The organism is Nocardia donostiensis, from assembly GCF_002081715.1.
Lineage (GTDB): Bacteria > Actinomycetota > Actinomycetes > Mycobacteriales > Mycobacteriaceae > Nocardia > Nocardia donostiensis.
Genome location: NZ_MUKP01000005.1, coordinates 87216 through 112356 on the forward strand (window position 1 = coordinate 87216; position 25141 = coordinate 112356).

A 25141-nucleotide genomic window follows, 5' to 3' on the forward strand; every position below is an offset into this window, starting at 1 on the left:
CTGTGGATGCCCGAACCGTCAAGCGGTATATTTACCGATCGACACAGAAAGGTTCTGCCATGGCCGACCGGGGACGACCGCGCGCATTCGACCGCGATGTGGCTCTGCGACGTGCCATGGAAGTGTTCTGGGAACACGGTTACGAGGGCACCTCGATGACCGATCTGACCTCGGCCATGGGTATCAACTCCCCCAGTCTGTACGCGGCGTTCGGCGGTAAAGAAGCACTGTTCCGGGAGACGATCGAGCTGTACTGCCGCTGCGAGGGCGGCGCCACCGAGCGCGCACTGCGCGAGGAGCCCACCGCCAGAGCCGCCATCGAGGCGATGCTGCGCGACAACGCCGCCACCTACACCGCATCCGACAAACCGCACGGCTGCATGGTGGTGCTGGCCGGATCCACCTACACCACCCGTACCGAAAGCGTCCGCGAATTCCTCGTCGACAAACGCAAGGAGACCAGCACCGATATCCGTCGCCGCCTCGACCGCGGTATCGCCGACGGCGACCTCCCCGCAGGCACCGATACCGAGGCCCTCGCCACCTTCTACACGACCGTCCTGTACGGGTTGTCCATCCAGGCCCGCGACGGGATGTCACCGGCCGAACTCACCCGCTCCATCGACTGCGCCATGGCTGCCTGGCCCTCGTCACCGCGCGAGGAACACAGCGGTACTCCCATCATGGGCTGACGAACGACGACACTCACCCGTCTTCCCGCTCTGAACACAAGACCCTTGGCGAATGCGCAGCAGCGGCGATTGCGATCACGTCGATGCCCCAACAGATCACTTCTCAGAACGGGCTCACCGCATCGGGGCGCTACGGCACGATCTGACGATACCGCCGGAGCCGTTGCATTTCTCGAGGGTGCGGCAGACCGTAGACCACCGGTGCGGCCCCCACACCATGGGCTGCAACACGAACACCTGAACCGGCGGCATACCCCGGCAGGTGCTTCGGCACGGGTGACCAGGACGAGGGGACGCTCGGCCCGCCGCGCCATCCGTAGCCCGAACTCGCGGCCGATTCGATGAGGATGCGGGCAGAGCGAAGGTCCGGCCAGTGGCCCTGCGGATTCGGCAGGACCGTCACGCCGGTACAGCGGCGCTACATCCGGCGCAGGGCGGCGATACGTTCGCCCAGCTGTTCGGCCGTGGCCAGCGCGGTCGGTGGCCCGCCGCACTGGCGGCGCAGTTCGCCATGGATGACGCCATGCGGTTTGCCGGTGCGGTGGTGGTGCATGGCGACCAGGCTGTTGAGTTCGCGGCGCAGTTCGCCGAGCCGGTCGGCGGTGGCGACACGCTCGGCGGAGGTGGCGACCTGCAGGGAGGACTCAGGGGATGCCTGACTGCGGTCGGCGATCTGGCGGGCCTGACGCTCCCGCAGCAGCGCGCGCATCTGCTCGGCGTCGAGCAGCCCCGGGATGCCGAGGTAGTCGGCCTCCTCGTCGCTACCCGCGAAAGTCGCGGTCCCGAACGAAGACCCGTCGTAGATCACCCGATCCAGTTCGGCGTCGGCAGCCAACGCCACGAACGGTTTGTCGTCCTCGCCGGGTTCGTCCTGCTGTTTGTTGGCCTGGATCAGCAGTTCGTCGTCGAGACCGTTCTTTTCCCGATGCGGTTTGCCGATCACGTGATCGCGCTGCACCTCGAGTTGCGCGGCCAAATCCAGCAGCACCGGGACCGAAGGCAAGAACACACTCGCCGTCTCCCCCGGCCTGCGGGCTCGCACGAAACGGCCGATGGCCTGCGCGAAATACAGCGGGGTCGCCGCGCTGGTCGCGTAGACGCCGACAGCCAGCCGCGGCACGTCGACCCCCTCGGACACCATGCGCACCGCGACCATCCACGGCTGGGTACCCGCGGCGAACTCCCCGATCCGCGCCGAGGACGTCGGGTCGTCCGACAGCACCAGCACCGGCGGGTTGCCGGTGAGATGTTCCAGCAGTTCGGCATAGGCGCGGGCGCGTTCCTGATCGGTGGCGATCACCAGCCCGCCCGCGTCGGGTATACCCGCGGCACGCAACTGCCCCAGCCGCATATCGGCAGCTCGCAGCACCGCCGACATCCAGTCACCGGCAGGGTCGAGCGCGGTCCGCCACGCTCGCGCGGTCTGCTCGGCGTTCAGCGGTTCGCCCAGCCGCGCCGAATACTCCTCGCCCGCGCTGTCACGCCAGTGCGCTTCACCGGAGTAGGCGAGGAACACCACCGGCCGCACGACTCCATCGGCGAGCGCCTCGGCGTACCCGTAGGTGTGGTCGGCGCGGGAACGCGGCAGCCCGGCTTCGTCCGGTTCGTAGGTGACGAACGGGATCTGGCTGTCGTCGCTGCGGAACGGGGTACCGGTCAACGCGAGTCTACGGGTGGCGTCACCGAATGCTTCGGCGACGGCGTCACCCCAGCTCTTCGCATCACCGGCGTGGTGGATCTCGTCCAGGATCACCAGGGTGCGACGGTTCTCGGTGCGCACCCGGTGCCGGAACGGATGCGCAGCCACCTGCGCATAGGTGACGACAACACCGTGATAGTCGCCGGAGGTGCCCCCGGTGCTGTTGGAGAACCGCGAATCCAGGGCGATACCGGAACGGGCCGCCGACTGCGCCCACTGGTGCTTGAGGTGTTCGGTCGGTGCAACCACGGTGACCTGATCGACGGTGCGGTCGGCCAGCAATTCGGCGGCGACCCGCAGCGCGAAGGTGGTCTTCCCCGCGCCAGGCGTGGCGACCGCAAGGAAGTCGCGCGGTGTGGTCGCAAGGTACTTGGTGAGAGCGCGCCGCTGCCAGGCGCGGAGCGTCGCGCCCGACGCCCTGCTCGGCGCTCCCTCGGGAGCAGTAACGCCGTCCGACCCAGTCACGCAGAAGACAGTAACCGGACCGACCCGCGTGTCGCCAAACCGACGCGGCGGGGGCGATCGGGGTCACAAACCGCACCGCTGACGCCGCGACCGGGGGAGAGCCACCTGCTGTTCGCCGCCCGCAAGGCCGTGGCGAGGGCAGGGTTGTCGGCATGCGCGGGTCGCGTACGCAATGCTGGAGACATCATGAGCAGCAACCGGACCGATGGCGGCGCCACCTCGCCCGCGGCCGTGCGGCGATGCGCCGCACGGGTCCGGCGTGCGCTCCACCGGGTCTGGCAGCTGATCGTGCGCGTCGCGGTCAAGGCGTGGGACGACTCGATCTTCGGCAAATCCGCGGCCGCCGCGTTCTGGCAGACCATGTCACTGGCGCCGCTGCTGCTCGGCCTGCTCGGCAGCCTCGGCTACGTCAGCAACTGGTTCGGACCCGACACCCTCGACATCGTGGAGTCGAAGATCCTCACCTTCAGCCGCGACCTGTTCAGCCCGAGCGTGGTGACGGACCTGATCGAACCCACCGTGCGCGATGTACTCGGGCGCGGACGCGCCGCATTCGTCTCGGTCGGTTTCGTCCTGTCGTTATGGGCCGGTTCTTCGGCGATGGCGACCTTCGTCGACGCGATCGTGGAGGCCCACGACCAGCAGGACGCCAGACACCCGGTGTGGCAGCGGATCTTCGCGCTGCTGCTGTATGTGCAGTTCCTGGTGGCGGCGGTGTTCATCCTGCCGCTGATCGCGCTTGGTCCGGTGCTGATCGGGCGCGCGCTCCCCGATAGCTGGCGAGAGCCCGGTCTGCGGCTGATCGACGGGTTCTACTACCCGGGTGTGGGACTGGTGCTCATCGTGGGGCTGACCACGCTGTACAAACTGGCGTTGCATCGGACGCTGCCGTGGCACCGTTTATTCGGCGGCGCACTGCTGGCCGGTGTGTTCTTCATGGCGGCCAGCGAGGGATTGCGCCGGTATCTGGGCTGGGTCACCCGCACCGGTGTCAGCTACGGGGCGTTGGCGACCCCGATCGCGTTCCTGCTGTTCACGTTCTTCCTCGGCTTCGCGGTGATCCTCGGCGCGGAGTTCAATGCGGCCGTGCAGGAGTTCTGGCCGGCGCGAGCCACCCGGATGGAACAGCTGAAGGCCTGGCTGGCGCGAAGGGCCGAGGCCAAGCAGCGAGCAATGGAGCAGGGCCCGGCAACAGAGGCGAGCCGCCCACGATCCGGCTCCGAGCGGACCGAGAAACCGAGGCCGGCGGAAACGACCCGATCGCCGCACATGACCACCCGGCAGCGTTGACTTCGCCGTGCGCCGCCGCCTCGCACAGGCCCGGGCACACACGGTCGTCTCAGGACGGACCCGCGCCGCGCCCCAGGCGCATTACGCAGGCGAGGACGCACTGCCTTGCAGCGCCGAACTGCTCATCGAGGTCGACCTCGGCCCTGCTTCCGGCAGCACTACTGCGGCGCGTATGCCGTGCAGTGCACCGCGCGGATCTGCCCGCCACGCTCATCGACGCCACGCGCCGCGCGGGAACCGACCTGGTGACCACAGCGCGATGTCACCACCGAAGGCCCGGCAAGCGGCGATCGGACGGCGAGAAATCAGAGGAATCAGTCGCCCTTGCGGAGGCCCTCGTAAACCTTCTTGCACTCCGGGCATACAGGCGAGCCCGGTTTCGCCGAGCGGGTCACCGGAAAGACCTCACCGCACAGCGCGACGACATGGGTACCCATGACCGCGCTCTCGGCGATCTTGTCCTTCTTGACGTAATGGAAAAACTTCGGGGTGTCGTCGCCCGTAGTCTCGTCGGTGGTGGTATCGGGGCGAACCAGAGTATCGGTACTCACGGCTCCCATGATGCCGCATCCGCGCGGATGGTTCACCCGGCACCGCCGGTACCCGTGTGTGCGCCCCGGCGTCCGCAGTGGAAGACTCGAGGTATGCAGCAGCACGGCGATTCCCCCGATGCCGGTGCGGGCGACCACGGTGACCGGTTCGGCATATCTTCGCCTGCCCGGCCCCGCCGTTCTTCCGGCTATTTCCCCGGCGATGACAAGCACCCCGCGCTGATCACCGAAGCGGCGCCCTCGCTGGACGACCAGCGCCGCGCCCGGGTACGCCGGTACACGATCCTCATGGCCTTCCGGATCCCGGCTCTGGTCCTGGCCGCGGTCGCCTACAGTGCCTTCGGCAATGCGCTGATCTCGCTCCTCATCATCCTGGCTTCCGTCCCGCTGCCCTGGATCGCGGTCCTGATCGCCAACGACCGCCCGCCCCGGAGTAAGAACGAGCCGAGCCGCTGGGACCGGCCACGCAAGGCGATCGAGTCCCGGCCGAACAACGCCATCGACGGCTGACATCCGAACGGCCCGGCCGACGACCGCGCAGCCCCGGCCAGTCGAGGGCTGTGTGGTGGCGGAGGTGGCAGAGTACCGATGTGCCTATGAACCCCTCGGCTGTCGGATCACCGCTCACCGCGCTGTGCCCTCGTCTGCGTGACGCGCTCGTCCGGGTCGGATACGACGCGGACACCCTGCTGGCAGCGCTCGGGCCGGACGCACACGCCGCGCTCGGACGTTCGGAACCTGTCCCGGTGCGCCGCGCCGCCGAGAACGCAGGTGAGCTCGGCGTGCTGATCCGGCTGCTGTTACTCGGCGACACCTTGCCGGAAGAACTGGTCGCGGCGGCGTTCGCACCCGTTTCCGTCGACGAGTCGGTGGCGGCCGGGTTGCTCGACCGCGACGGCGGCCTGGTGCGGGCCGCCCTGGACCTGCGCCCCCTCGATACCGGTGCCGGAACCAGGTGGATCCTGTCGGATCTGGACGATTCGATGCGCAGGCGCACCCTCACCACCGATCATGTGCTCGGCGTCGGGCATGCATCACTGTCACTGCTGCGCGCAACCCCGACCAGCCGGGTCGGGTCGGTGCTCGATCTGGGAACCGGTTGCGGTGTGCAGGCCGTGCACGCCGCCTCCTACGCCGACCGGGTCACCGCCACCGATATCAACCCCCGCGCATTGTGGCTGGCCGAAGCGACCGCCGCGCTCAACGATATCGATCTGGAACTGCTGGAGGGCTCCTGGTTCGAGCCGGTGGCCGGGCGACGGTTCGACCAGGTCGTGGCCAACCCACCGTTCGTGGTCGGTCCGGCGCGGATCGAGCACACCTACCGCGATTCCGGCCTGTGGCTCGACGGCGCAAGCGAGCTGGTGATCTCCCGAACCCCCGAACTGCTCGCACCGGGCGGGACTGCGGCGATGCTGGCGGCATGGGTGCACCGCGACGGTGCGGACTGGCGGCAGCGGGTGTCGGGGTGGCTGCCCGCATACGGTATCGACGCCTGGGTGGTGCAGCGCGATATCGCCGACCCGGCCCTGTATGTGGGAACGTGGCTGCGCGACGCCGGGATGGACCCGCGCGACGAGGACGCCCAACACCGCGCCCAGCAGTGGCTGGAGGCGCTGGCGGCGGCCGAGATCACCGGTATCGGGTTCGGCTTCGTATACCTACGCGCCATCGACGGCCCCACCGAACTGCTTGCCGAAGACCTCACCCACGTCTTCAGCGACCCACTGGGCGACGAGGCGACCGCCTATTTCCAACGATCGGCCTGGCTGCGCGCTGTCGCCGCCGCCACCGACCTGGCCTGGTCGGCCAGATACCGGGTAGCGGACACGACGGCGCTGGAACGGGTGTACCTACCCGGCCCCGACGGATGGGCGCAGCGGGTGGCGCGGCTGCACCGCGGAGACGGGCCACGCTGGCAACACGAAGTGGACGAGACGACCATCTCGTTACTGGCGGGAATGCGACCGGATGGGCTGCCGTTATACGAACTGATCGAACTGCTGGCACTCGCCCACGGATCCGAAACCGTGACGCCGGAGTTCGCCGCCGATGCGTTGAATGTGGTGACCGGGCTGGTTCGGCACGGTCTCATCTCTCCCGTATAGGACGCCCCTGACCGATGCGGGCGCGTCGGCGCGCTGCGACGTCATCTGTAGGCGAGGCCGTCCATCACCGGGTTGTTCTCAGGAACTTCTCAGAACCCGGCGGCAGAAACCGCAGTTCAGAGCAGTTTATCCCGCCCGCGTAAGGGAACTTTCCCTATGTCGGGTCCGTTGTTCGGAGTGAGACACCACCGACAGGAGGCAAGTCATGACAAGCCCCGCCACCACTCGTGTGCGCACCAGCGATTCGGACCTCGACGCCCAGAGCCCAGCCGCCGACCTGGTACGTGTGTACCTGAACGGGATCGGCCGCACTGCGCTCCTCACGGCTGCCGACGAGGTCGAGCTGGCCAAGCGCATCGAGGCGGGCCTCTACGCCCAGCACCTGCTGGAGACCGGCAAACGACTGTCGGCCGCCCGCAAGCGCGATCTGGCCGCCATCGTCCGCGATGGCCAGGCAGCGCGCTCGCATCTGCTGGAAGCCAACCTGCGTCTGGTCGTCTCCCTCGCCAAGCGTTACACCGGTCGCGGTATGCCGCTGCTGGACCTGATCCAGGAAGGCAACCTCGGCCTGATCCGCGCGATGGAGAAGTTCGACTACGCCAAGGGCTTCAAATTCTCCACCTACGCCACCTGGTGGATCCGGCAGGCGATCACCCGCGGTATGGCTGACCAGAGCCGGACCATCCGGCTGCCCGTCCACTTGGTCGAGCAGGTCAACAAACTCGCGCGAATCAAGCGCGAACTGCATCAGCAACTCGGGCGTGAGGCCACCGACGAAGAACTGGCCAACGAATCAGGAATCCCGGTCGAAAAGATCGCCGATCTACTCGATCACAGCCGCGACCCGGTAAGCCTGGACATGCCCGTCGGCAACGACGAAGAAGCCCCGCTGGGCGATTTCATCGAGGACTCCGAAGCCACCTCCGCCGAAAGCGCCGTCATCGCAGGCCTGCTACACCACGACGTCCGCAGCGTGCTCGGCACCCTCGACGAACGAGAACAGCAGGTCATCCGGCTGCGTTTCGGCCTCGACGACGGCCAGCCGCGCACCCTCGACCAGATCGGCAAACTCTTCGGCCTCTCCCGCGAACGAGTACGCCAGATAGAACGCGAGGTCATGGCCAAACTCCGCAAGGGCGAACGCGCCGACCGCCTCCGCGCCTACGCTGTGTAAATGGCCGCGCCTCCGGCGCGGCGGGTTCGCGGCCCTCTGAGGCTCGCTTTCAGCCCTCGAGACTTGCGCCTTCGGCGCGTGCGCGAGGGTCGGACGCTCATCCGCTCCGGCGCTCCGAGCTGCGAGGGCTGAAAAGCGAGCCGGGCCGCGAATGGCCCTGGGTACCAGCGTTTTCGCGGTGGGCGCTCGGCGGTGGCCGGGTCGGGGTCGGTCGCCTCGTTTCTCGTCAGGGTATATAGGGGATCGAGTCGTGACCGCTTAGGCCTTGTGGTGCTCAGCCGAGGCGTCGGGGGCCGGTGTCGAAGCGGGATGGTTCGGGGCCGATCCGGGCTTTGGCGTAGAGGATTTCCGCCGAATGGGGTGCGGCGAGCACGGGTTCGAAGGACAGTTCCCGCATTTCCGGCAGGTCGTCGAACAGCGCCGAAATACGTTGCGCCAATTCCACCAGCGCGGCCTTGTCCACCCGCGGGCTGGCCGGGGTTCCGTTCAGCAGAGGCGCTGCCCGGGGAGCGTCGATCAGCGCGGCAGCCTCGTCCGGGGAGAGCGGCAGCGCGCGATAGGCGCGGTCACCGAGCATTTCGATGATCAAACCCGACAAACCGAATTCGATCACCGAACCGAACGACGGATCGTCCTGTACGCGCAGCACACAACCCACACCCTTGGCCGCCATCCGCTGGATGTGCAGCACCGGGTCACCACACAGTTCGACCAGATCCGCATACGCTTGGCGCACCGCCTCCGGTCGCCACAGATCCAGCCGCACCCAGCTCAAATCCGGTCGCTGCCGCCAGTTTTCGCTGGTCACCTTCGCTGCCACCGGGTAACCGAGTTCTTCCGCCGCAGCCACCGCGGTATCGGCGTCGCGAACCTCCCGGAACTCCACCACCGATATGCCATAGCAGCCCAGCAGCGAGACGGTTTCCATATCGGTGAGCCTGCGCCCGCCGGACTCTGCCGTCCACTGCGTTATCAGATTCTTTGCCCGATCGCTATCGATACCGTCCGGGCGGACCTGCTCCGTGGAAACCGGCCGCGCACGCCACTGTGCGTAGCGGTGGACCAGCGCCAGCGCCCGTGCCGCCCGTTCCGGGTCCGGGTACGACGGGATCGAGCCACGCACGGTCGTCGCCCCGTCACCACGCACCGCCAGCAGATTCGGGATGCCCTGCTCGGCGACGAAAGTTGTCAGCACTGGTTTATCCGACACTCCTGCTACCTCGACAGCCGACCGGATCGCCTCGGCGAAGCTGCTCATCGGCAGCGGCACCGGGGGCGCGAAAACCACGATCACCGCGTCGACCTCGTCACAACGCAACGCTGCCGCCACCGCATCCAGGTAGTCCCCCGGCCCCGCCTGAGGCCCCAGATCGACCGGTTCATCCGCGGTCAGGCCCTCGCCGCGGCCCGCGCCGACAGCCAACCAGTTCAAGGCGGCGCTGTTGCCGACCACCGCCAGCCGCGGCCCCTTCGGCAACGGCTGGTAGCCGAGCAGGGCGGCGCAGTCGAACAGCTCGGAAATGGTGTCGACCTGCACGATCCCCGCCTGCGCGAACAGATCCCGCACGATCGAACGGTCGATGTCACCGGTGAACTGAGTGCGCGCGGCCAGTCTTCCTGTGCTCACCGCGACGATCGGTTTGGTCCGGGCCACCCGGCGTGCGATCCGGGAGAACTTGCGCGGGTTACCGAAACTCTCCAGATACAGCAGGATCACATCGGTAGCCGGGTCGGTGTCCCAATACTGCAGCAGATCGTTGCCTGAAACATCGGCGCGGTTGCCGGCGGATACGAAGGTGGACAGGCCCAGATTCCTGGCCGCCGCCTCACCGAGGATCGCCGCGCCCAGCGGCCCGGACTGGCAGAAGAACCCGATCCGCCCGCGCCCCGGTAGAACCGTCGCCAGCGTCGCATTCAACGCTACCTCCGGATCGGTGTTCGCGATACCCAGTGCGCTCGGCCCGACCACCCGCATACCATGCGCCCGCGCGGCCGCGACCAGTTCGGCCTCCGCGGCCCGGCCAACCTCCCCGGTCTCGGCGAAACCGGCGGTCAGCACCAGCAGTCCCTTGACCCCCTTGGCCATACAGTCTTCGAGCACCGAGCCGATCGCCGCGGCGGGCACGGCGACCACGGCCAGATCCACCTCGTCGGGGATATCGCGTACCGTCGCATAGGCGCGCACACCACGCACCGACCGGCGGTTCGGGTTCACCGGAAACACCGGTCCCTGGAACGCTGTCGAGAGCAGGTTGGCCAGCACCGCGCCACCCACTCGGCCCGCGCTCGGTGTCGCACCGATGACCGCGATCGAGCGCGGGGCGAGCAGATTGCCGACGCTGCGCGCCTCCGAGGCCCGCTCCCGCGAATTCCGCACCGACAGCAGCGCTTCAGTGGGATCGATCGCGAACTCCAGATGCAGCACCGAGCCGTCGCGGCTGCGTTCGACCTGATATCCGGCGTCCCGGAAAACCGTCACCATCACGGTGTTCTCGGCAAGCACCTCGGCGACGAAGGTGTCGATATCGTTTTCGGCGGCGGCGCCTGCCAGATGCTCCAGCAGGATCGAACCGAGCCCTCGGCCCTGATGCTCATCGGCCACGACGAAAGCCACCTCGGCGGCACGCGGCCCTGCCCGGTCCAGCAATTCATAACGACCGACCGCGATGATCGCTCCCCCGAGCACGACCACCAAACCGACCCGGTCGCAGTGATCGACATGAGTAGAGCGGTACAGGTCCTTGGGTGAAATACGCGGATAGGGCCCGAAATACCGCAGGTAGCGGGTGCGGTCCGACAGCGCGGCATGAAAACGCTGCAGCTCGTCGGCATCGTCGGGGGTGATCGGCCGCAGGCGCACGACGCCGCCGTCGGAGGCGAGCACGTCGGCGAACCAATGTTGCGGGGGCGGCGGAACCTCGTCGCGGTCCGCGGCGGCCGGGGCGGCAGGATCAGTCACGGGGGTCCTCCGGGTCGAGGCCGAGTGGCCCGAAACAGGCGCGGCGGGTGGCCAGCACGGCTATGTCGACGGCACGTTGCGCGCGGTCGAACGCCGGGTTCCCGCTTTCGGCGGTACCTCCGGGACCGTCCCAGCGCTGGAATCCGATATCCGCGCCATCGCCCATCGTGCTCGGCGGTTGCACCCGCGGCAGCTCCGCGCGGACCATGTCCTGCCATTGCTGCGGTATCTGCGTTTCCGGCGCGACGGCACGATCCACGGCCGTGGCCAGCAGATGCGTCCAGGCCCGTGGTACCACCCGGACCAAGCCGTATCCCCCACCGCCGACGGCCAGCCAGCGACCGTCGGCGCACCGGTCGGCCAGATCACGCATAGCGACGAACGCCGCGCGCTGTCCGTCGACGCTCAACTCCAGATCGGCCAGTGGGTCCTCCCGGTGCGTGTCGACCCCGCACTGACTGATCACGATCTGCGGCCCGAAGGCCTCGACCGCGGCGGGAACCACCGCGTGGAACGCGCGCAACCATTGTGGATCCCGGGTACCCGGCAGCACCGGGAGGTTGATCGCGGTACCGTCCCCTGCGCCCGTGCCGGTCTCCTCCGGCCAGCCGGTATTGGGCCACAGCGTCGCCGGATGCTGGTGGATCGACACCGTGAGCACCCGCGGGTCGTGGTAGAACGCCCGCTGCACACCGTCGCCGTGGTGCACATCGACATCGATGTAGGCGATCCGGTCGAAGCCGTGGTCGAGCAGCCAGGAGATCGCTACGGCCACATCGTTGTAGACGCAGAACCCTGCCGCGGCCGAGGGCATCGCGTGGTGCATACCGCCGCCGATGCTGACCGCGCGGCGGGTGCGTCCCTCGGCGATCTCCCGCGCGGCGGCGAGGGTGCCGCCGACGATCACCGACGCCGCCTGATGCATCCGGGGGAACACCGGGTTATCCGCGGAACCCAGACCGTGGGGCGGGGCCTGGGGCGGATCGTCCACGGGAGTAGACGGCACCGTGATCTGCTGTACCGCTTCGATGTAGTCGGCGGTATGGATGCGAAGAAGATCATCCGCACCGGCCGCGGCCGGCTCGAGTGTCTCTATGCCGTCGAGTACGCCGAGGCTCCGGGCCAGCTCCATCGTGTACTTCAACCGCGCCGGTTTCATCGGGTGCTGCGGCGTCCAGCTGTAGTCGAGGAACCGGTCGGACCACACGACCGTGCCCCGGTTCCCCCGCTCGGACAGTTCGCCCGGCAGTGCGTTGGCCATACTCGCAACGCTAGCGGGAAGCAGCGAACCCCGTCGGACGTTGTCATGCAGTAGAAATACATGTATGCGCGGGTGCGGCGTTGCGCCGAGCACCCACAGGGTTCCCCGCTGCGTGACGCGATCTGTTCCGAGAACGGCGGCGACGGCGCATGGGTACAATTCGTGCTGACGAAGGGGTAAAGGTGAAGGATCTGGTCGACACCACGGAGATGTATCTCCGTACGATCTACGACCTCGAGGAGGAGGGCGTGGTGCCCCTGCGTGCCCGCATCGCCGAACGCCTCGAACAGAGCGGTCCGACGGTGAGCCAGGCGGTTGCGCGGATGGAACGCGACGGCCTGCTGCAGGTTGCCGGTGACCGGCATCTGGAGCTGACCGACAAGGGCCGCAGCATGGCGGTCGCCGTGATGCGCAAACACCGGCTCGCCGAGCGGCTGCTGGTCGACATCATCGGACTGGACTGGCAGAACGTACACGCCGAGGCGTGCCGCTGGGAGCATGTGATGAGCGAAGACGTCGAGCGCAGGCTCGTCGAGGTGCTCAACCACCCGACCACCTCCCCGTACGGAAACCCCATCCCCGGCCTGGATGAACTCGGCGTGGTGCGGATCGAACCGCAGGAGGAGAAGCTGACCCGGCTCTCCGAGCTGTCGCAAGGACAGCTGCACGCGGTGGTGGTGCGTCGGCTCGCCGAGCACATCCAGACCGATCCCGAGGTGATCGGCAGGCTGCGCGAAGCCGGCGTGGTTCCGGACGCGCGCGTCACCGTCGAGAACAGGCCGGGTGCAGTGGTCATCACCGTGCCGGGGCACGAGGCCTTCGAACTCCCCTACGAAATGGCCCACGCCGTCCAGGTGAAGTTGGTCTGAGCTGTGAAACTTCTGGTCACAGGTGGCGCAGGCTACGTCGGCGGAGTGTGCGCGCAGGTGCTGCTCGAACAGGGGCACGAGGTGGTTGTCGTCGACGACCTGTCCACCGGCAACGCCGACGGCGTGCCCTCCGGCGCCCGGTTCGTGCAGGGCGATATCGCCGCGGCCGCGCCCGGGTTGCTCGCCGCGGAGCGGTTCGACGGTGTGCTCCACTTCGCGGCGCAATCGCTGGTGGGCGAATCGGTGCAGCAGCCGCAGAAGTACTGGCACGGCAACGTGGTGAAAACGTTCGAGCTGCTGGAGGCGATGCGCAGCACGGGCACATCGCGGTTGGTGTTCTCCTCGACCGCGGCCGTGTACGGCGAGCCCGAGCAGGTACCGATCACCGAGGAAGCGCCCACCCGGCCCACCAACCCGTACGGCGCGTCCAAGCTGGCCATAGATCACGCCATCACCTCGTACGCGGTCGCGCACGGGCTCGCCGCGACCAGCCTGCGCTACTTCAACGTGGCGGGCGCCTACGGCGGGCTCGGCGAGAACAGGGTTGTGGAAACCCATCTCATCCCCCTGGTGTTGCAGGTCGCGGCCGGGCACCGACGGTCGATTTCGGTTTTCGGCACCGACTGGCCCACCCCCGACGGTACGGCCGTCCGCGACTACATCCACATCCTTGATCTCGCGCAGGCGCACCTGCTTGCACTGGGTTCCGCCGAGGCAGGCACGCATCGGGTGTTCAATCTCGGCAGCGGCACGGGATTCTCGGTACGCGAGGTGATTTCGGCTTGCGAACGAGTGACCGGCCTGGCCATCGCCGCCGAAGATGCGCCGCGGCGGGCGGGGGATCCCGCGGTGCTGATCGCTTCGAGCGACAAGGCCGTCACCGAACTGGGCTGGACACCCAAATACAACGATCTGGACCGGATTGTCGCCGACGCATGGGATTACCTGCGCGGCCTCGGTTCCCGGGCGCACAGCGCGAAATAGGCTTTCGCGCACCGTAGGCGCTGACGGCGCGGCCTGCGCCGTCAGCACGTCCCCGCCCCCAGGTCGATGCCGAGGTCGGTGGCGGTCTCGCGGCCGCAGCGTGCCAGCCTGCGCAGTTGCGACGGGCGCATACCCGATTCGAGCGCGGTCTGCAGCAGCACCGCCATCGGATGCTCGGGTTCGGTGTCCAATGCCGTCTCGAACGCGACGCCGGCGAACGGGCCGTCTCCTCGTACATACGCGCAGTAGCCGAGCAGGGTTGCCGCTTCGGCACGGTCGGTTCCCGGCACGGTGCGTGTCATCTGCGCCCACAGCCGCTCGGCAGCGCAGGCGTGCACGGTGTCGGTGAGGGCGAACATCGTGTCGCGCACCTGGCGATCGCGCAGGGCTGCTGCGACTTCGGCGAGTTCGCGGGCCGAAAGCTGGTCACCGGAGTCGACGCACGCGATCTGCCACAGCACGTATTCCAGCGCTCGCCTGCTGTAACCGAGCGGGTCTCCGGCGTGGGCGGCTTCGGCGTACCGGTCGTGCGCTCGCGCCACAGCGTCACCGAGTTCGGCGGCCACCCGCTCGCACATGATGGCGTCGACGGCAACGGCCTCGGTCAGTTCCGCTCTGGTGCGGCGGATCTGCCTGCCGTCGAGGACGTGGCTCAGTGCTACCACCGATGCCAGTGGATCGGGCACGATACCCCGCCGATCCGGCCCGCGGACGCTCCACCACGGTCGGCCCGCCGCGACGGCACCCACCGCCCACGCGCCGTGCAACGGCACATCGCACGCGGTCAACCGCCGCTCCAGCGCCGCAACGACAGGGTGCTGTCCGGCCGTCCCCGGCGGCGGTGCCTCCGCACCTCCGTCGACGAGCACTGCGAGCACCCCGACCGTCCCGGGTTTGGCACACACCCGAACCACCGCCGCGGCCAGCGCCGCGCCGCTAACCGGCTGCCCGCTCGAGGGATGTGCCAGGTCGAAACGCGCAACGACATCGAGTACCGCCGTATCCGATTCTCCTGCTGCCTCACACAGCACCCCGACAACCAGCGAGTTTTCCGGCCGGAACCCCAGTGTCGCGGGAACGGCAGCAATGAATTCCCCCGGATCGTCCACGCGGGTCGAGCCGAAGCGGGCACGCTCGGATCTGTCCTTATGATCCGATCCCTCCGCGCAGCGCACCGCGCCGGCTCCACTGGACGCCCCGAAACCGAACCCACGCGCCGACCACGCCCGTGCCGTAGGGCACTGCGGCCGTCTCCGGCCCGTGCGCATCGTCCTCGGCCCCCCGTTCGCCGCACGCGCCGCCCCCTCGCGCGCGGCGCCGACCCTGCCCCCGAATGTTCCCGGCTCCGCTGGGGACCCCACGCCACAGCCGCCGACAACCGGATGATCGTCCCTGCTGCCCGCACGGTCATCTGTCGCCGCGTCAACCGTTGTCACAGCGCCGGCCGGCACCTGATGGCCGGTGTCTCCTGTGGCAGCGGAGACGTCCGGATCCGGATGCTGTCGCGCCACTGGGTCATCGGGCGGAGCATCGTCGGGGCGCCAGGCGGCTCCTCTGCCGCGGCGTGCACTGATGGGCGCGGGCTGTATCGGCACCGAGGAGGTGTGTCGGCCGTGAGACGCGGGAGTTGTCATAGCCCCAGAGTCCGAGATGCCGTACCGCGCACCGGCCCGGCGACCAGGGCAAATAAAAAGGCTGTGGATAAAGTGCGGGTTGTGGACAACTCTCCGCCACGACGTTGAAACGCCTCGTTCTCGGCTCGGATGGGTGTAGCGAGACTCGATGGCATGCCGGAGAACCACGCCCCGGCCCTACAGCCCGGCCGCGGCTCCGGTGGCGCATCCGCTCACTGTGCCGAGCTCCCCGCGCAGTCCCCTGGCGCCAGGCCGCGGCGCAGGTGTCGGAACGGCGCGGGCGAGGCGAGCCCGATCCGGAGTCGGGAGGAATTCCCGCGCTCGGCGTGCTGTTGCCATGACGTATGGGTGGGCGGCCTGCGCGGCTACTCACCGTTATGGGGGACAATAGAGGGTGGTCCGCCGGTTGTAGCGCGGCGACGGGTGCGAAGATGCCGGCGGCGCGATATGGCCGGTTGGGTCGCGCAGGAAGGAGTACGCGATGGACTATGAGTCGCGAATGTACGAATTGGAGTTCCCTGCTCCGCAGCTGTCGTCCGACGACGGCTCGGGACCGGTCCTGGTGCACGGGCTGGAGGGCTACACCGATGCCGGGCATGCGGTGCGACTGGCCACCACGCACCTGCGCGAAAGCCTGGAAAGCGAATTGGTCGCCTCGTTCGATGTAGACGAGCTGCTCGACTACCGGGCACGACGTCCGCTCATGACGTTCAAAACCGATCATTTCTCCGATTACGCCGAGCCCGAGCTGAACCTGTGGGCATTGCGCGACACCGAAGGCACGCCGTTTCTGCTGCTGTCGGGGCTGGAGCCGGATCTGCGCTGGGAGAAGTTCACCACCGCGGTACGGTTGCTCGCCGAACAGCTCGGGGTGCGCCGCAGTATCGGCCTCAGCGCCATCCCGATGGCCATTCCACATACCCGGCCACTCGGCGTCACCGCTCATTCCTCGAGCCGGGACCTGATCCCGGAGAGTCAGCGTTGGCCCGGTGAGCTGCAGGTGCCGGGCAGCGCGTCGACGCTGCTGGAGTATCGGCTGGCCCAGCACGGCCACGAATCGCTCGGGTTCTCGGTGCATGTGCCGCACTACCTGGCGCAGACCTCCTACCCCGAGGCGGCGCAGACGCTGCTGGAGCAGGTCGGCGACAACACCGGTCTGCAGTTCCCGCTCGCCGCACTCGGCGAGGCCGCGGCCCGGGTGCGGGAGCAGGTCAACGAACACATTGCGGGCAACGCCGAGGTGGAAACCGTGGTGCACGCCCTGGAACGGCAGTACGACACGTTCGTGACCGCGCAGGAACGCCAGTCGAGTCTGCTGGTGGGTGAGGGCGAATTGCCCAGCGGTGACGAACTGGGCGCGGAATTCGAGCGGTTCCTCGCCGAGCAGGGCGGCTACGACGGCCACGACGGCTACGACAGCTACGGCGACAACACAGACGACGGCCGGAGCTGACCGCCGCACCGGTATGTCCCTGCCCGGTGTGCGGCAGGCCGTAGGGTGTGCGGAGTGGATCTGACCGAACTGCTCGAGATACCGGGAACCGACGCCGACGCGCTGTACGAGTCGTTCGGGGCATGGGCCGCCGAGCAGGGCACTCCGCTCTACCCCGCGCAGGATGAGGCGCTGCTGGAGCTGGCGTCGGAGTCCAATGTCATCCTGGCCACCCCGACCGGCTCCGGGAAGTCGCTGGTCGCGGTCGGCGCGCATCTGTTCGCTCTGAGCAGAGGCCAGCGCACCTACTACACGGCACCGATCAAAGCCCTGGTGAGCGAGAAGTTCTTCGCCCTGTGCGAGGTGTTCGGCGCCGATCGGGTCGGTATGGTCACCGGTGACGCCGCCGTCAACGCCGACGCCCCCATCATTTGCGCGACCGCCGAGATCCTGGCGAATCTGGCATTACGGGAAGGCGCTGCCGCCGATATCGGCCAGGTGGTGATGGACGAATTCCACTTCTATGCCGACCCCGATCGCGGCTGGGCCTGGCAGGTTCCGCTGTTGGAGCTGCCGCGTGCGCAGTTCCTGCTCATGTCGGCCACGCTCGGTGAGGTCGATTTCTTCGCCGCCGACCTGAAACGCCGCACCGGCCGGTCGACCGCGGTTGTCGCAGGCACCGAACGTCCGGTGCCGTTGAGCTTCTCCTATGCGCGCACCTCGATCACCGAAACGCTAGAGGAGCTGGTGACCACCCATCAGGCGCCGGTGTACGTTGTGCACTTCACGCAGGCGGCGGCGTTGGAGCGGGCGCAGGCACTGACCAGTGTCAATTTCGCCAGCCGTGCCGAAAAGGATGCGATCGCCGAGGCCGTGGGCCAGTTCCGGTTCTCCTCCGGTTTCGGCAAAACTCTGTCGCGGCTGATCCGCCACGGTATCGGGGTGCATCATGCGGGGATGTTGCCCAAGTACCGGCGGCTGGTGGAACGGTTGGCCCAGGACGGGCTGCTGAAAGTGGTGTGCGGTACCGACACCCTGGGGGTGGGGATCAACGTCCCGATCAGGACGGTGCTGCTGACCGGTCTGACCAAATTCGACGGGGTACGCACCCGCAGGCTCAAGGCCCGCGAATTCCATCAGATCGCAGGTCGCGCAGGGCGCGCCGGGTTCGACACGATGGGCACCGTCGTCGTACAGGCGCCCGAGCACGAGGTGGAGAACACCAAGCTGCTGGCCAAAGCGGGCGACGACCCGAAGAAACTGCGCAAGGTGCAGCGGCGCAAACCGCCGGAGGGTTTCGTCTCCTGGAGCGAAGAGACCTTTCAGCGGCTGGTTGCCGCACCGCCGGAGCCGATGGTGTCACGTTTCACGGTCACCAATTCGATGCTGCTCAATGTGATCTCGCGTCCGGGGAACTGTTTCGACGCGATGCGGCATCTGCTCGAGGACAATCACGAACCCCGTCCCGCCCAGCGCAGGCATATTCTGCGTGCGATCCGGCTCTATCGGGCGTTGCGCGACGCCGGTGTCGTCCAGCAGCTTCCCGAACCCGACGCCCAGGGCAGGCGGGCCAGGCTCACCGTCGATCTGCAACGCGATTTCGCCCTGGACCAGCCGCTGTCGCCGTTCGCGCTGGCTGCGCTGGAACTGCTCGACCCCGCATCTCCCGGTTATGCGCTGGACGTGGTGTCGCTGGTCGAATCGACGCTGGAGGATCCGCGGCAGGTGCTGCTGGCCCAGCAGCACAAGGCGCGCGGGGAGGCGGTCGCCGAGATGAAAGCCGACGGTATCGATTACGACGAGCGGATGGAACTGCTCGAGGAGGTCACCTGGCCCACACCGCTGGCCGAGATGATCGAACCCGCATACGAGACCTACCGGGCCGGGCATCCGTGGCTGTCAGAGTTCGCGCCGTCCCCGAAGTCGGTGGTGCGGGACATGGTCGAACGGGCGATGACGTTCGCGGAACTGATCTCCTACTACGAGCTCGCCCGTTCCGAGGGTGTGGTGCTGCGTTATCTGGCCGACGCTTATCGCGCCCTGCGGCGCACCGTGCCGGAAACCGCGCGCACCGAAGAACTCGACGACATCACCGAATGGCTGGGTGAACTGGTGCGTCAGGTGGACTCGAGCCTGCTCGACGAATGGGAACAACTGACCGGTCCTGGCGCGGAAACCGATGCCGAGCAGGTGGCGTTCGGTGCGGAGACGATCCGGCCGATCTCGGCGAACGAACGCGCGTTCCGGGTGCTGATCCGCAACGCGATGTTCCGCCGGGTGGAGTTGGCTGCGCGCCGCGATTGGGACGCCCTCGCCGACCTGGGGCCCGGACCGGATTGGGAAACCGAGCTGGCACCGTATTTCGCCGAATACGGCAGCATCGGCACCGGACCGGATGCGCGCGGACCGCAGCTGTTCCAAGCGCGTCCCCGCGGCGACTTCTGGGAGGTGCGTCAGGTGCTTGACGACCCGGCTGGTGATCGCGGGTGGGCGCTGATCGCCACCGTCGATCCGGGCGCCTCTGACGCGGCAGGTGAAGTGGTGTTCGACGAGGTCAGCATATCGACAGGCTGAGGCCGGGCGGTGCCGATTCCGGTCTGGGCCGACGCGTTCTCGCCGGATTCGTTTCCCGGTTCCGGCCGCTGATACTCTCTCCCCCGCCGCTGCGACCGAAAGAGTATTCGATGCCCGAATCGCCCTACCTGGTCCTCGACCCGGAGCGCGTGCGCGAGAACTACCGCGCGCTCGATTCCGTGCTGTCGCGGGCGGGCAGGCGCGCGCGTATCCGATTTGCGGTCAAGGCGTGCCCGGTGCCGCAGATCGTGTCCGTGCTCGCTGCCGAGGGCGCCGAGTTCGATGTGGCCAGTGTCGGCGAGATCGGGCTGTGCCTTGCTGCGGGCGTGCCCGCCGCACGGCTCTGCTACGGCAACCCGATCAAGAAGGCGGCCGATATCGCCCGCGCCCATGAACTGGGGGTGCGGCGGTTCGCGTTCGACACCGAGGACGATCTGGCGCGGATCGCCCAGCACGCGCCGGGTGCGCAGGTCGAGTGCCGTTTCCTGGCTGATGCGCCCGAATCGCGTACCCCGTTCGGGATGAAGTTCGGGTGTGCGCCGGGGGAAGCGCTGCGCCTGCTCGCCCGCGCCGCCGACCTCGGACTCGCGGTGGGCGGGCCCTGTTTTCATGTCGGTTCTCAGCAGCTGGACCCGCAGGCATGGCGGATCGGGATCGAACAGGCGGGCGCGATCGTCGCCGCATTGGCGGACAAGGGAATCGGCGTCGCCGTGGTGAATATCGGCGGCGGCCTGCCCGTATCGTACGCCGACCCCGTGCCGCCGTTGGAGACGATCGCGCAGACTTCGCTGGCTGCTGCGGCACAGTTCCTGCCCGCCGCGACCGATCTGGTGGTGGAGCCCGGCCGGGCCCTGGTCGCGACGGCGGGTGTCATCCACGCCGAGGTCGTCGGGGTGCGGACCGCGCCCGACGGCAGACGCTGGGTTTATCTCGATATCGGCCGCTACAACGGTATGGCCGAAACCGAGAACGAGTATATCGCTTACCGTTTCACCACCGACCGCGACGGCGATCCGGTCGACGAAGCGGTGGTCGCGGGACCCACCTGCGACGGTGATGATGTGCTGTATCAACGCACACGTGTCCTGCTGCCGACCACGTTACGAGCCGGCGATCAGGTCCGGGTTCTCGGTACCGGCGCTTACACGGCGAGTTACTCGTCGGTGTCCTTCAACGGTTTTCCGCCCCTGACGGTGCATGTCCTGGGCGCTGAGCGAGAGTGAGTTTGCCTATGACGGCTGAATTCACCGGCTGGCATGTGCTGGCCGAGTTCGGTGGTGTCGACGCAGATCTGTGCAACGATGTCGAACGGCTCGAGACAGCGTTGCGTGAATCGCTGGTCGCTGCGGGCGTAACGATCTGCGATGTCGTGCACAAACAGTTCGAGCCGCACGGTGTGACGGTGCTGGCGCTGCTGTCGGAGTCGCACGCCTCCATCCACACCTACCCCGAGTCCGGCGATATCTTCGTCGACGTCTTCACCTGCGGCAGCGCCGGTTCCGGCGCCGATAAAGCGGTGGAATTCCTGCGCGAGGCGCTCGCGCCTCAGCACGTCGAATTGTCGACGGTGCGCCGCGGCCACTCCGGGCAGCGGATCGAGGAGCCGGTGGGGCCCGGCTTGACCCGGGTGTGGGAGCTGTCGGAGGTGCTGGTCGACACCCGTACCGAATACCAGCATCTGGTTATCGGCCGAACCGAGCAGGGCATCAGCCTGTTCTCCGACAACGACCGCCAGTCCACCGAGTTCTCCCAGCTCACCTACCACGAGGCGATGGTGGTGCCCGCGTTGGTGCTGGCCGAAAAGCTCGACGATGTGCTGATCATCGGCTCTGGCGAGGGCGTGGCGAGCCAGCTGGCGATCGCCGCGGGCGCCACCCGCGTCGATCACGTCGATATCGACCGGACCGCGGTGCACCTGTGCGCCGAACATCTGCCCTACGGCTACACCAACGCCGAACTGAACGCGGCCGCCGCGGGTGAGGGACCGATCCAGGTGTTCTTCGCCGACGGCTGGGAATTCCTCGCCGACGCGGCCGCCGCCGGTAACCGCTACGACGTCATCGTGATCGACCTGCCCGACGAACGGGTCGAAGACGCCCAGCACAACCGCCTGTACGAAGCGGATTTCCTGCGGCGTTGCCGCGATGTGCTGGCACCCGGCGGCGTCCTCACCGCGCAGGCGGGTTGCGCGACCATGTGGCGCAACGAGACCCTGAAACGGTCCTGGCAGCGTTTCCATGAACAGTTCGGCACCGTCGTGCACTACGGCAGCGACGAACACGAATGGTCGTTCCTGTTCGGTCTCACCGATCGGATCGACGACCCGGTGGCCGGTATGGTCGATCGGCTCACCACCCTTGCCTACCGGCCGCAGACGATCGATGCGCCCGCGTTGCGGCGCGGTGCGGTCGAGCCGTACGCGCTGCGCGTCCAGCGTTGACCGTCCGCCTCGGTCACACCGGCCGGTGGGCGCGAATGATGTCGGCCAGGTAGCGATAGTCCTCACTGCGCGCGGTGGAGGCGCGGAAAGCCAAGCCGAGGGTGCGGCCGGGGGCCGGAGCAGCGAAGCGGGCGGTGTCCAGGGTGCCGCGGGCGGTTTCGGTGGCGACCGCCATCTGCGGGATGAGGGTGACGCCGAGGCCGCCCGCCACACACTGCACCACCGTTGTCAGTGATGCAGCTCGGGTATCACCGACCGCGCCGGGGTTGATGTCGGCGGAGCGGCACACCTCTAGCGTCTGGTCGCGCAGGCAGTGGCCTTCGTCCAACAGCAGCAGCGGCAGCGTGTCCAGTGCGCCGGGTTCGATATCGGTGCGGCCGGCCAGCTCGTGCCCGCGCGGGGTGACCAGCACGAACTCCTCGGTGTAGAGCGGGATCTCGACCAGCGACGACGCATCGGTGGGCAGCGCGAGCAATGCCACGTCGAGCACCCCGGCGCGCAGGCCGTCGACCAGCCGGGCGGTCTGGTCCTCCACGATCTGCGGTACCAGCGCGGGCAGTTCGCTGCGCAGTGCGGGTAACAGGGTGGGCAGCACGTACGGCGCGACCGTGGGGATGATGCCCATCCGCAGGGTGGCGCCGAGACCGTTACCGTTTGCCGAGGCCAGGAACCGGTCGGCGGCCTCGAGGGTGGCCACCGCTTGCGGCAGCAGCCTTCGGCCTGCGGCGGTTACCAGAACTTTGCGGGTGCTGCGTTCGATCAGCTGTAGTCCGAGCCCGTTTTCCAGGGCAGCCAGCGCCTGCGATAGCGTGGGCTGGCTCACACCCGAGCGCGCTGCGGCGGTGCCGAAGTGACGATATTCGGCGATCGCCACGAATGCACGCAGCTGCGACAGGGTCGGCTGATAAGTCTGATCACTCACGCCTATCAGTGTAGTGCGACTTATCACCTTTACCTTTTAGCGGTTCTTGGGCAAGATCACAGGTGAGCTTCACCCAACAGCCGGGACGGTCGTACGAACCGGACCCGGACACAACGACACACGAGGAGATGAGATGGCGTTGCTGACCATCGGCGACCAGTTCCCGGCGTACAACCTCACCGCGGTGATCGGCGGTGATCTGTCGAAGGTCGACGCTCAGCAGCCTGACGACTACTTCACCCAGGTCACCAGCGACGACCACGCGGGTAAGTGGCGGATCGTGTTCTTCTGGCCGAAGGACTTCACCTTCGTCTGCCCCACCGAGATCGCCGCCTTCGGCAAGCTGAACGAGGAGTTCGCCGACCGCGACGCGCAGGTGCTCGGTGTTTCGGTCGACAACGAGTTCGTCCACTTCCAGTGGCGGGCCCAGCACGAGGACCTGAAGACCCTCCCCTTCCCGATGCTGTCGGACCTCAAGCGTGAGCTGGTCACCGCGACCGGTGTGCTCAACGCCGACGGTGTCGCCGACCGCGCCACCTTCATCGTCGACCCGAACAACGAGGTGCAGTTCGTCTCCGTGACCGCCGGTTCGGTCGGCCGCAACGTCGACGAGGTGCTGCGGGTGCTGGACGCGCTGCAGTCCGACGAACTGTGCGCCTGCAACTGGAAGAAGGGCGACCCGACGATCAACGCGGGCGAACTGCTCTCCGCCAGCGTCTGAACCCAGTAAGGAATTCACAGCTGTGTCGATCGACAATCTGAAGAACTCACTACCCGAATACGCCAAGGACCTGAAGCTGAACCTGTCCTCGATCGCACGCACCACCGTGCTGAACGAGCAGCAGCTGTGGGGCACCCTGCTCGCGACTGCGGCCGCCACCCGCTCGGCCACCACCCTGCGCGAGATCGCCGAGGAAGCGGCCGACACCCTGTCGGCCGAGGCGTACAACGCCGCACTCGGCGCCGCCTCGATCATGGGCATGAACAACGTGTTCTACCGGGGCAAGGCGTTCCTGGGCGGCCGGTACGACGACCTGCGGGCCGGTCTGCGCATGCAGATCATCGGCTCGCCAGGCGTGGACAAGACCGACTTCGAGTTGTGGTCGTTCGCGGTATCGTCGATCAACGGTTGCCAGCACTGTCTGGAGGCGCACGAGCACACCCTGCGTGAGGCGGGCGCCTCGCGTGAGGTGATCTTCGAAGCGCTGCGGGTCGCCGCCATCGTCGCCGGTGTCGGCCAGGCCGTTGCGTCGACCGAGGCATTGGCCACCGCCACGGTCTGATACCCCATCAGCGCAGCTCATACGGCCCCGTCCCATCGTGGGACGGGGCCGCGTGCGTATTCCAGCCCGGTGCAGGTGGAACCAGACGGATTCGGCCCACCCGCTCATCCGGGTATTCTCGGCTGGCATGGGCACACAGGCTGCAGTGTTGCGCGTTTTCACCGACGCGGCCGGACGGTTCGGTAACGAACTGGGCGTGGTGCGGGCGAGTGAAGTCCCCCCGCCCGACCGGCAGGCGGTAGCCACCCAGCTCGGCTACAGCGAGACGGTATTCGTCTCCGAGCCCGTCGACGAAGTCGCCGAGGTGCGGATCTTCACCCCCGCGGTGGAGCTGCCGTTCGCCGGTCATCCCTCGGTAGGCACCGCCTGGTGGCTCGCCGAGCAGGGCACCCCGGCACACACCCTGCAGTTGCCCGCGGGCCCGGTGCCGGTGGATATCGCCGACGGCCGGGTCTGCGTCAAAGCCCGGGCAGGCTGGGCTCCCGATTTCACCTTCCATCAGCTCGCCGACCGCGACGAGCTGGACGGACTGCGCTCGGACGATTTCTCCGACGGCCAGCACTACCTGTGGGCCTGGAGCGACGAACGCCGCGGATCGCTGCGTTCCAGGATGTTCGCGCCCGCCTTGGGTGTCACCGAGGACGAGGCGACCGGCGCGGCGGCGGTGGCGCTCACCGCGCAGCTGCGCCAAGGCCTGATCATCACCCAGGGACAGGGTTCGCAGATCTTCACCGAATGGGATTCCGACGGGTGGGTGAGCTTGGCGGGCCGGGTCGTCGCGGATTCGGTCGTGGATCTGTAACC

Annotated in this window: 20 protein-coding genes; 14 read left to right on the forward strand and 6 right to left on the reverse strand. The window is 67.8% G+C overall.

The genetic code is table 11. From position 1 onward, the window contains the following. Positions 1-59 precede the first annotated feature (59 nt). A complete protein-coding gene (locus tag B0T44_RS04995; RefSeq protein WP_077118118.1) occupies positions 60-692 on the forward strand; it encodes a TetR/AcrR family transcriptional regulator in 633 nt (210 codons plus the stop codon). A gap of 418 nt (positions 693-1110) precedes the next feature. On the opposite strand, the gene B0T44_RS05000 is transcribed toward B0T44_RS04995, so the two are convergent. Beyond that, complete coding sequence (locus tag B0T44_RS05000; RefSeq protein WP_077117907.1) at positions 1111-2856, reverse strand: DEAD/DEAH box helicase; 1746 nt, start codon at positions 2854-2856, stop codon at positions 1111-1113. 186 nt (positions 2857-3042) lie between these two features. On the opposite strand from B0T44_RS05000, the gene B0T44_RS05005 reads away from it, so the two are divergent. Then, positions 3043-4146 (forward strand): YihY/virulence factor BrkB family protein, encoded by a 1104-nt coding sequence (locus B0T44_RS05005; RefSeq protein ID WP_081511609.1) that lies wholly within the window; start codon positions 3043-3045, stop codon positions 4144-4146. A 314-nt stretch (positions 4147-4460) separates the two neighbouring features. Here the strand turns inward: B0T44_RS05005 and B0T44_RS05010 are convergent, their stop codons facing one another. Further along, positions 4461-4697, reverse strand: coding sequence for a DUF3039 domain-containing protein (locus B0T44_RS05010; RefSeq protein WP_077118122.1), 237 nt, complete (start codon positions 4695-4697; stop codon positions 4461-4463). Between the two features lie 93 nt (positions 4698-4790). On the opposite strand from B0T44_RS05010, the gene B0T44_RS05015 reads away from it, so the two are divergent. The 3 genes from B0T44_RS05015 (at position 4791) to B0T44_RS05025 (ending at position 7979) form a co-directional block, all read left to right on the forward strand. After that, the gene (locus B0T44_RS05015) at positions 4791-5207 is read left to right on the forward strand and encodes a DUF3099 domain-containing protein (protein WP_081511611.1); all 417 of its coding nucleotides are present in this window, start codon (positions 4791-4793) and stop codon (positions 5205-5207) included. An 86-nt stretch (positions 5208-5293) separates the two neighbouring features. Next, positions 5294-6805: a DUF7782 domain-containing protein gene (locus B0T44_RS05020; RefSeq protein ID WP_077117909.1), complete on the forward strand. Its 1512-nt coding sequence runs from the start codon at positions 5294-5296 to the stop codon at positions 6803-6805. Between the two features lie 205 nt (positions 6806-7010). Further along, positions 7011-7979, forward strand: a complete 969-nt coding sequence (locus B0T44_RS05025; protein ID WP_077117911.1) for a sigma-70 family RNA polymerase sigma factor — start codon at positions 7011-7013, stop codon at positions 7977-7979. A gap of 274 nt (positions 7980-8253) precedes the next feature. Here B0T44_RS05025 and B0T44_RS05030 read toward each other — a convergent pair whose 3' ends face one another. Together B0T44_RS05030 and B0T44_RS05035 are read right to left on the reverse strand one after the other, a co-directional pair. Beyond that, positions 8254-10938: a bifunctional acetate--CoA ligase family protein/GNAT family N-acetyltransferase gene (locus B0T44_RS05030; RefSeq protein ID WP_077117913.1), complete on the reverse strand. Its 2685-nt coding sequence runs from the start codon at positions 10936-10938 to the stop codon at positions 8254-8256. Beyond that, entirely contained in the window at positions 10931-12199 is a 1269-nt protein-coding gene (locus B0T44_RS05035; protein ID WP_077117915.1) for an acetoin utilization protein AcuC, read from the reverse strand. The genes B0T44_RS05030 and B0T44_RS05035 overlap by 8 nt, the downstream gene beginning before the upstream one ends. A 182-nt stretch (positions 12200-12381) precedes the next feature. On the opposite strand from B0T44_RS05035, the gene B0T44_RS05040 reads away from it, so the two are divergent. Both B0T44_RS05040 and galE read left to right on the forward strand, forming a co-directional pair. Next, entirely contained in the window at positions 12382-13068 is a 687-nt protein-coding gene (locus B0T44_RS05040) for an iron-dependent transcriptional repressor DtxR (RefSeq protein WP_077117918.1), read from the forward strand. A 3-nt stretch (positions 13069-13071) separates the two neighbouring features. Further along, positions 13072-14052 carry a UDP-glucose 4-epimerase GalE gene (galE, locus tag B0T44_RS05045; protein ID WP_077117920.1) on the forward strand — a complete coding sequence of 327 codons (981 nt, stop codon included), beginning with the start codon at positions 13072-13074 and terminating at the stop codon, positions 14050-14052. Positions 14053-14093: 41 nt separating this feature from the next. On the opposite strand, the gene B0T44_RS05050 is transcribed toward galE, so the two are convergent. Continuing rightward, positions 14094-15161: a DUF4192 domain-containing protein gene (locus B0T44_RS05050; protein WP_077118126.1), complete on the reverse strand. Its 1068-nt coding sequence runs from the start codon at positions 15159-15161 to the stop codon at positions 14094-14096. Between the two features lie 1006 nt (positions 15162-16167). On the opposite strand from B0T44_RS05050, the gene B0T44_RS05055 reads away from it, so the two are divergent. From B0T44_RS05055 to speD, 4 genes are all read left to right on the forward strand, one after another. After that, entirely contained in the window at positions 16168-17139 is a 972-nt protein-coding gene (locus tag B0T44_RS05055) for a PAC2 family protein (protein WP_077117922.1), read from the forward strand. A gap of 54 nt (positions 17140-17193) precedes the next feature. Beyond that, complete coding sequence (locus tag B0T44_RS05060; protein ID WP_077117924.1) at positions 17194-19692, forward strand: DEAD/DEAH box helicase; 2499 nt, start codon at positions 17194-17196, stop codon at positions 19690-19692. Between the two features lie 110 nt (positions 19693-19802). Continuing rightward, positions 19803-20915, forward strand: coding sequence for a type III PLP-dependent enzyme (locus B0T44_RS05065; protein ID WP_077117926.1), 1113 nt, complete (start codon positions 19803-19805; stop codon positions 20913-20915). 8 nt (positions 20916-20923) lie between these two features. Continuing rightward, positions 20924-22132 carry an adenosylmethionine decarboxylase gene (gene speD / locus B0T44_RS05070; protein WP_077117928.1) on the forward strand — a complete coding sequence of 403 codons (1209 nt, stop codon included), beginning with the start codon at positions 20924-20926 and terminating at the stop codon, positions 22130-22132. 13 nt (positions 22133-22145) lie between these two features. Here speD and B0T44_RS05075 read toward each other — a convergent pair whose 3' ends face one another. Beyond that, positions 22146-23054: a hydrogen peroxide-inducible genes activator gene (locus B0T44_RS05075; protein ID WP_077117930.1), complete on the reverse strand. Its 909-nt coding sequence runs from the start codon at positions 23052-23054 to the stop codon at positions 22146-22148. Between the two features lie 133 nt (positions 23055-23187). Here B0T44_RS05075 and B0T44_RS05080 point away from each other — a divergent pair, with 133 nt between their 5' ends. The 3 genes from B0T44_RS05080 (at position 23188) to B0T44_RS05090 (ending at position 25139) form a co-directional block, all read left to right on the forward strand. Continuing rightward, a complete protein-coding gene (locus B0T44_RS05080) occupies positions 23188-23775 on the forward strand; it encodes a peroxiredoxin (RefSeq protein WP_077117932.1) in 588 nt (195 codons plus the stop codon). Positions 23776-23797: 22 nt separating this feature from the next. Then, on the forward strand, positions 23798-24337 hold the full coding sequence (gene ahpD, locus B0T44_RS05085) for an alkylhydroperoxidase, AhpD family (protein ID WP_077117934.1): 540 nt from the start codon (positions 23798-23800) through the stop codon (positions 24335-24337). Positions 24338-24464: 127 nt separating this feature from the next. Then, entirely contained in the window at positions 24465-25139 is a 675-nt protein-coding gene (locus B0T44_RS05090; protein ID WP_077117936.1) for a PhzF family phenazine biosynthesis protein, read from the forward strand. Positions 25140-25141: the final 2 nt, after the last annotated feature.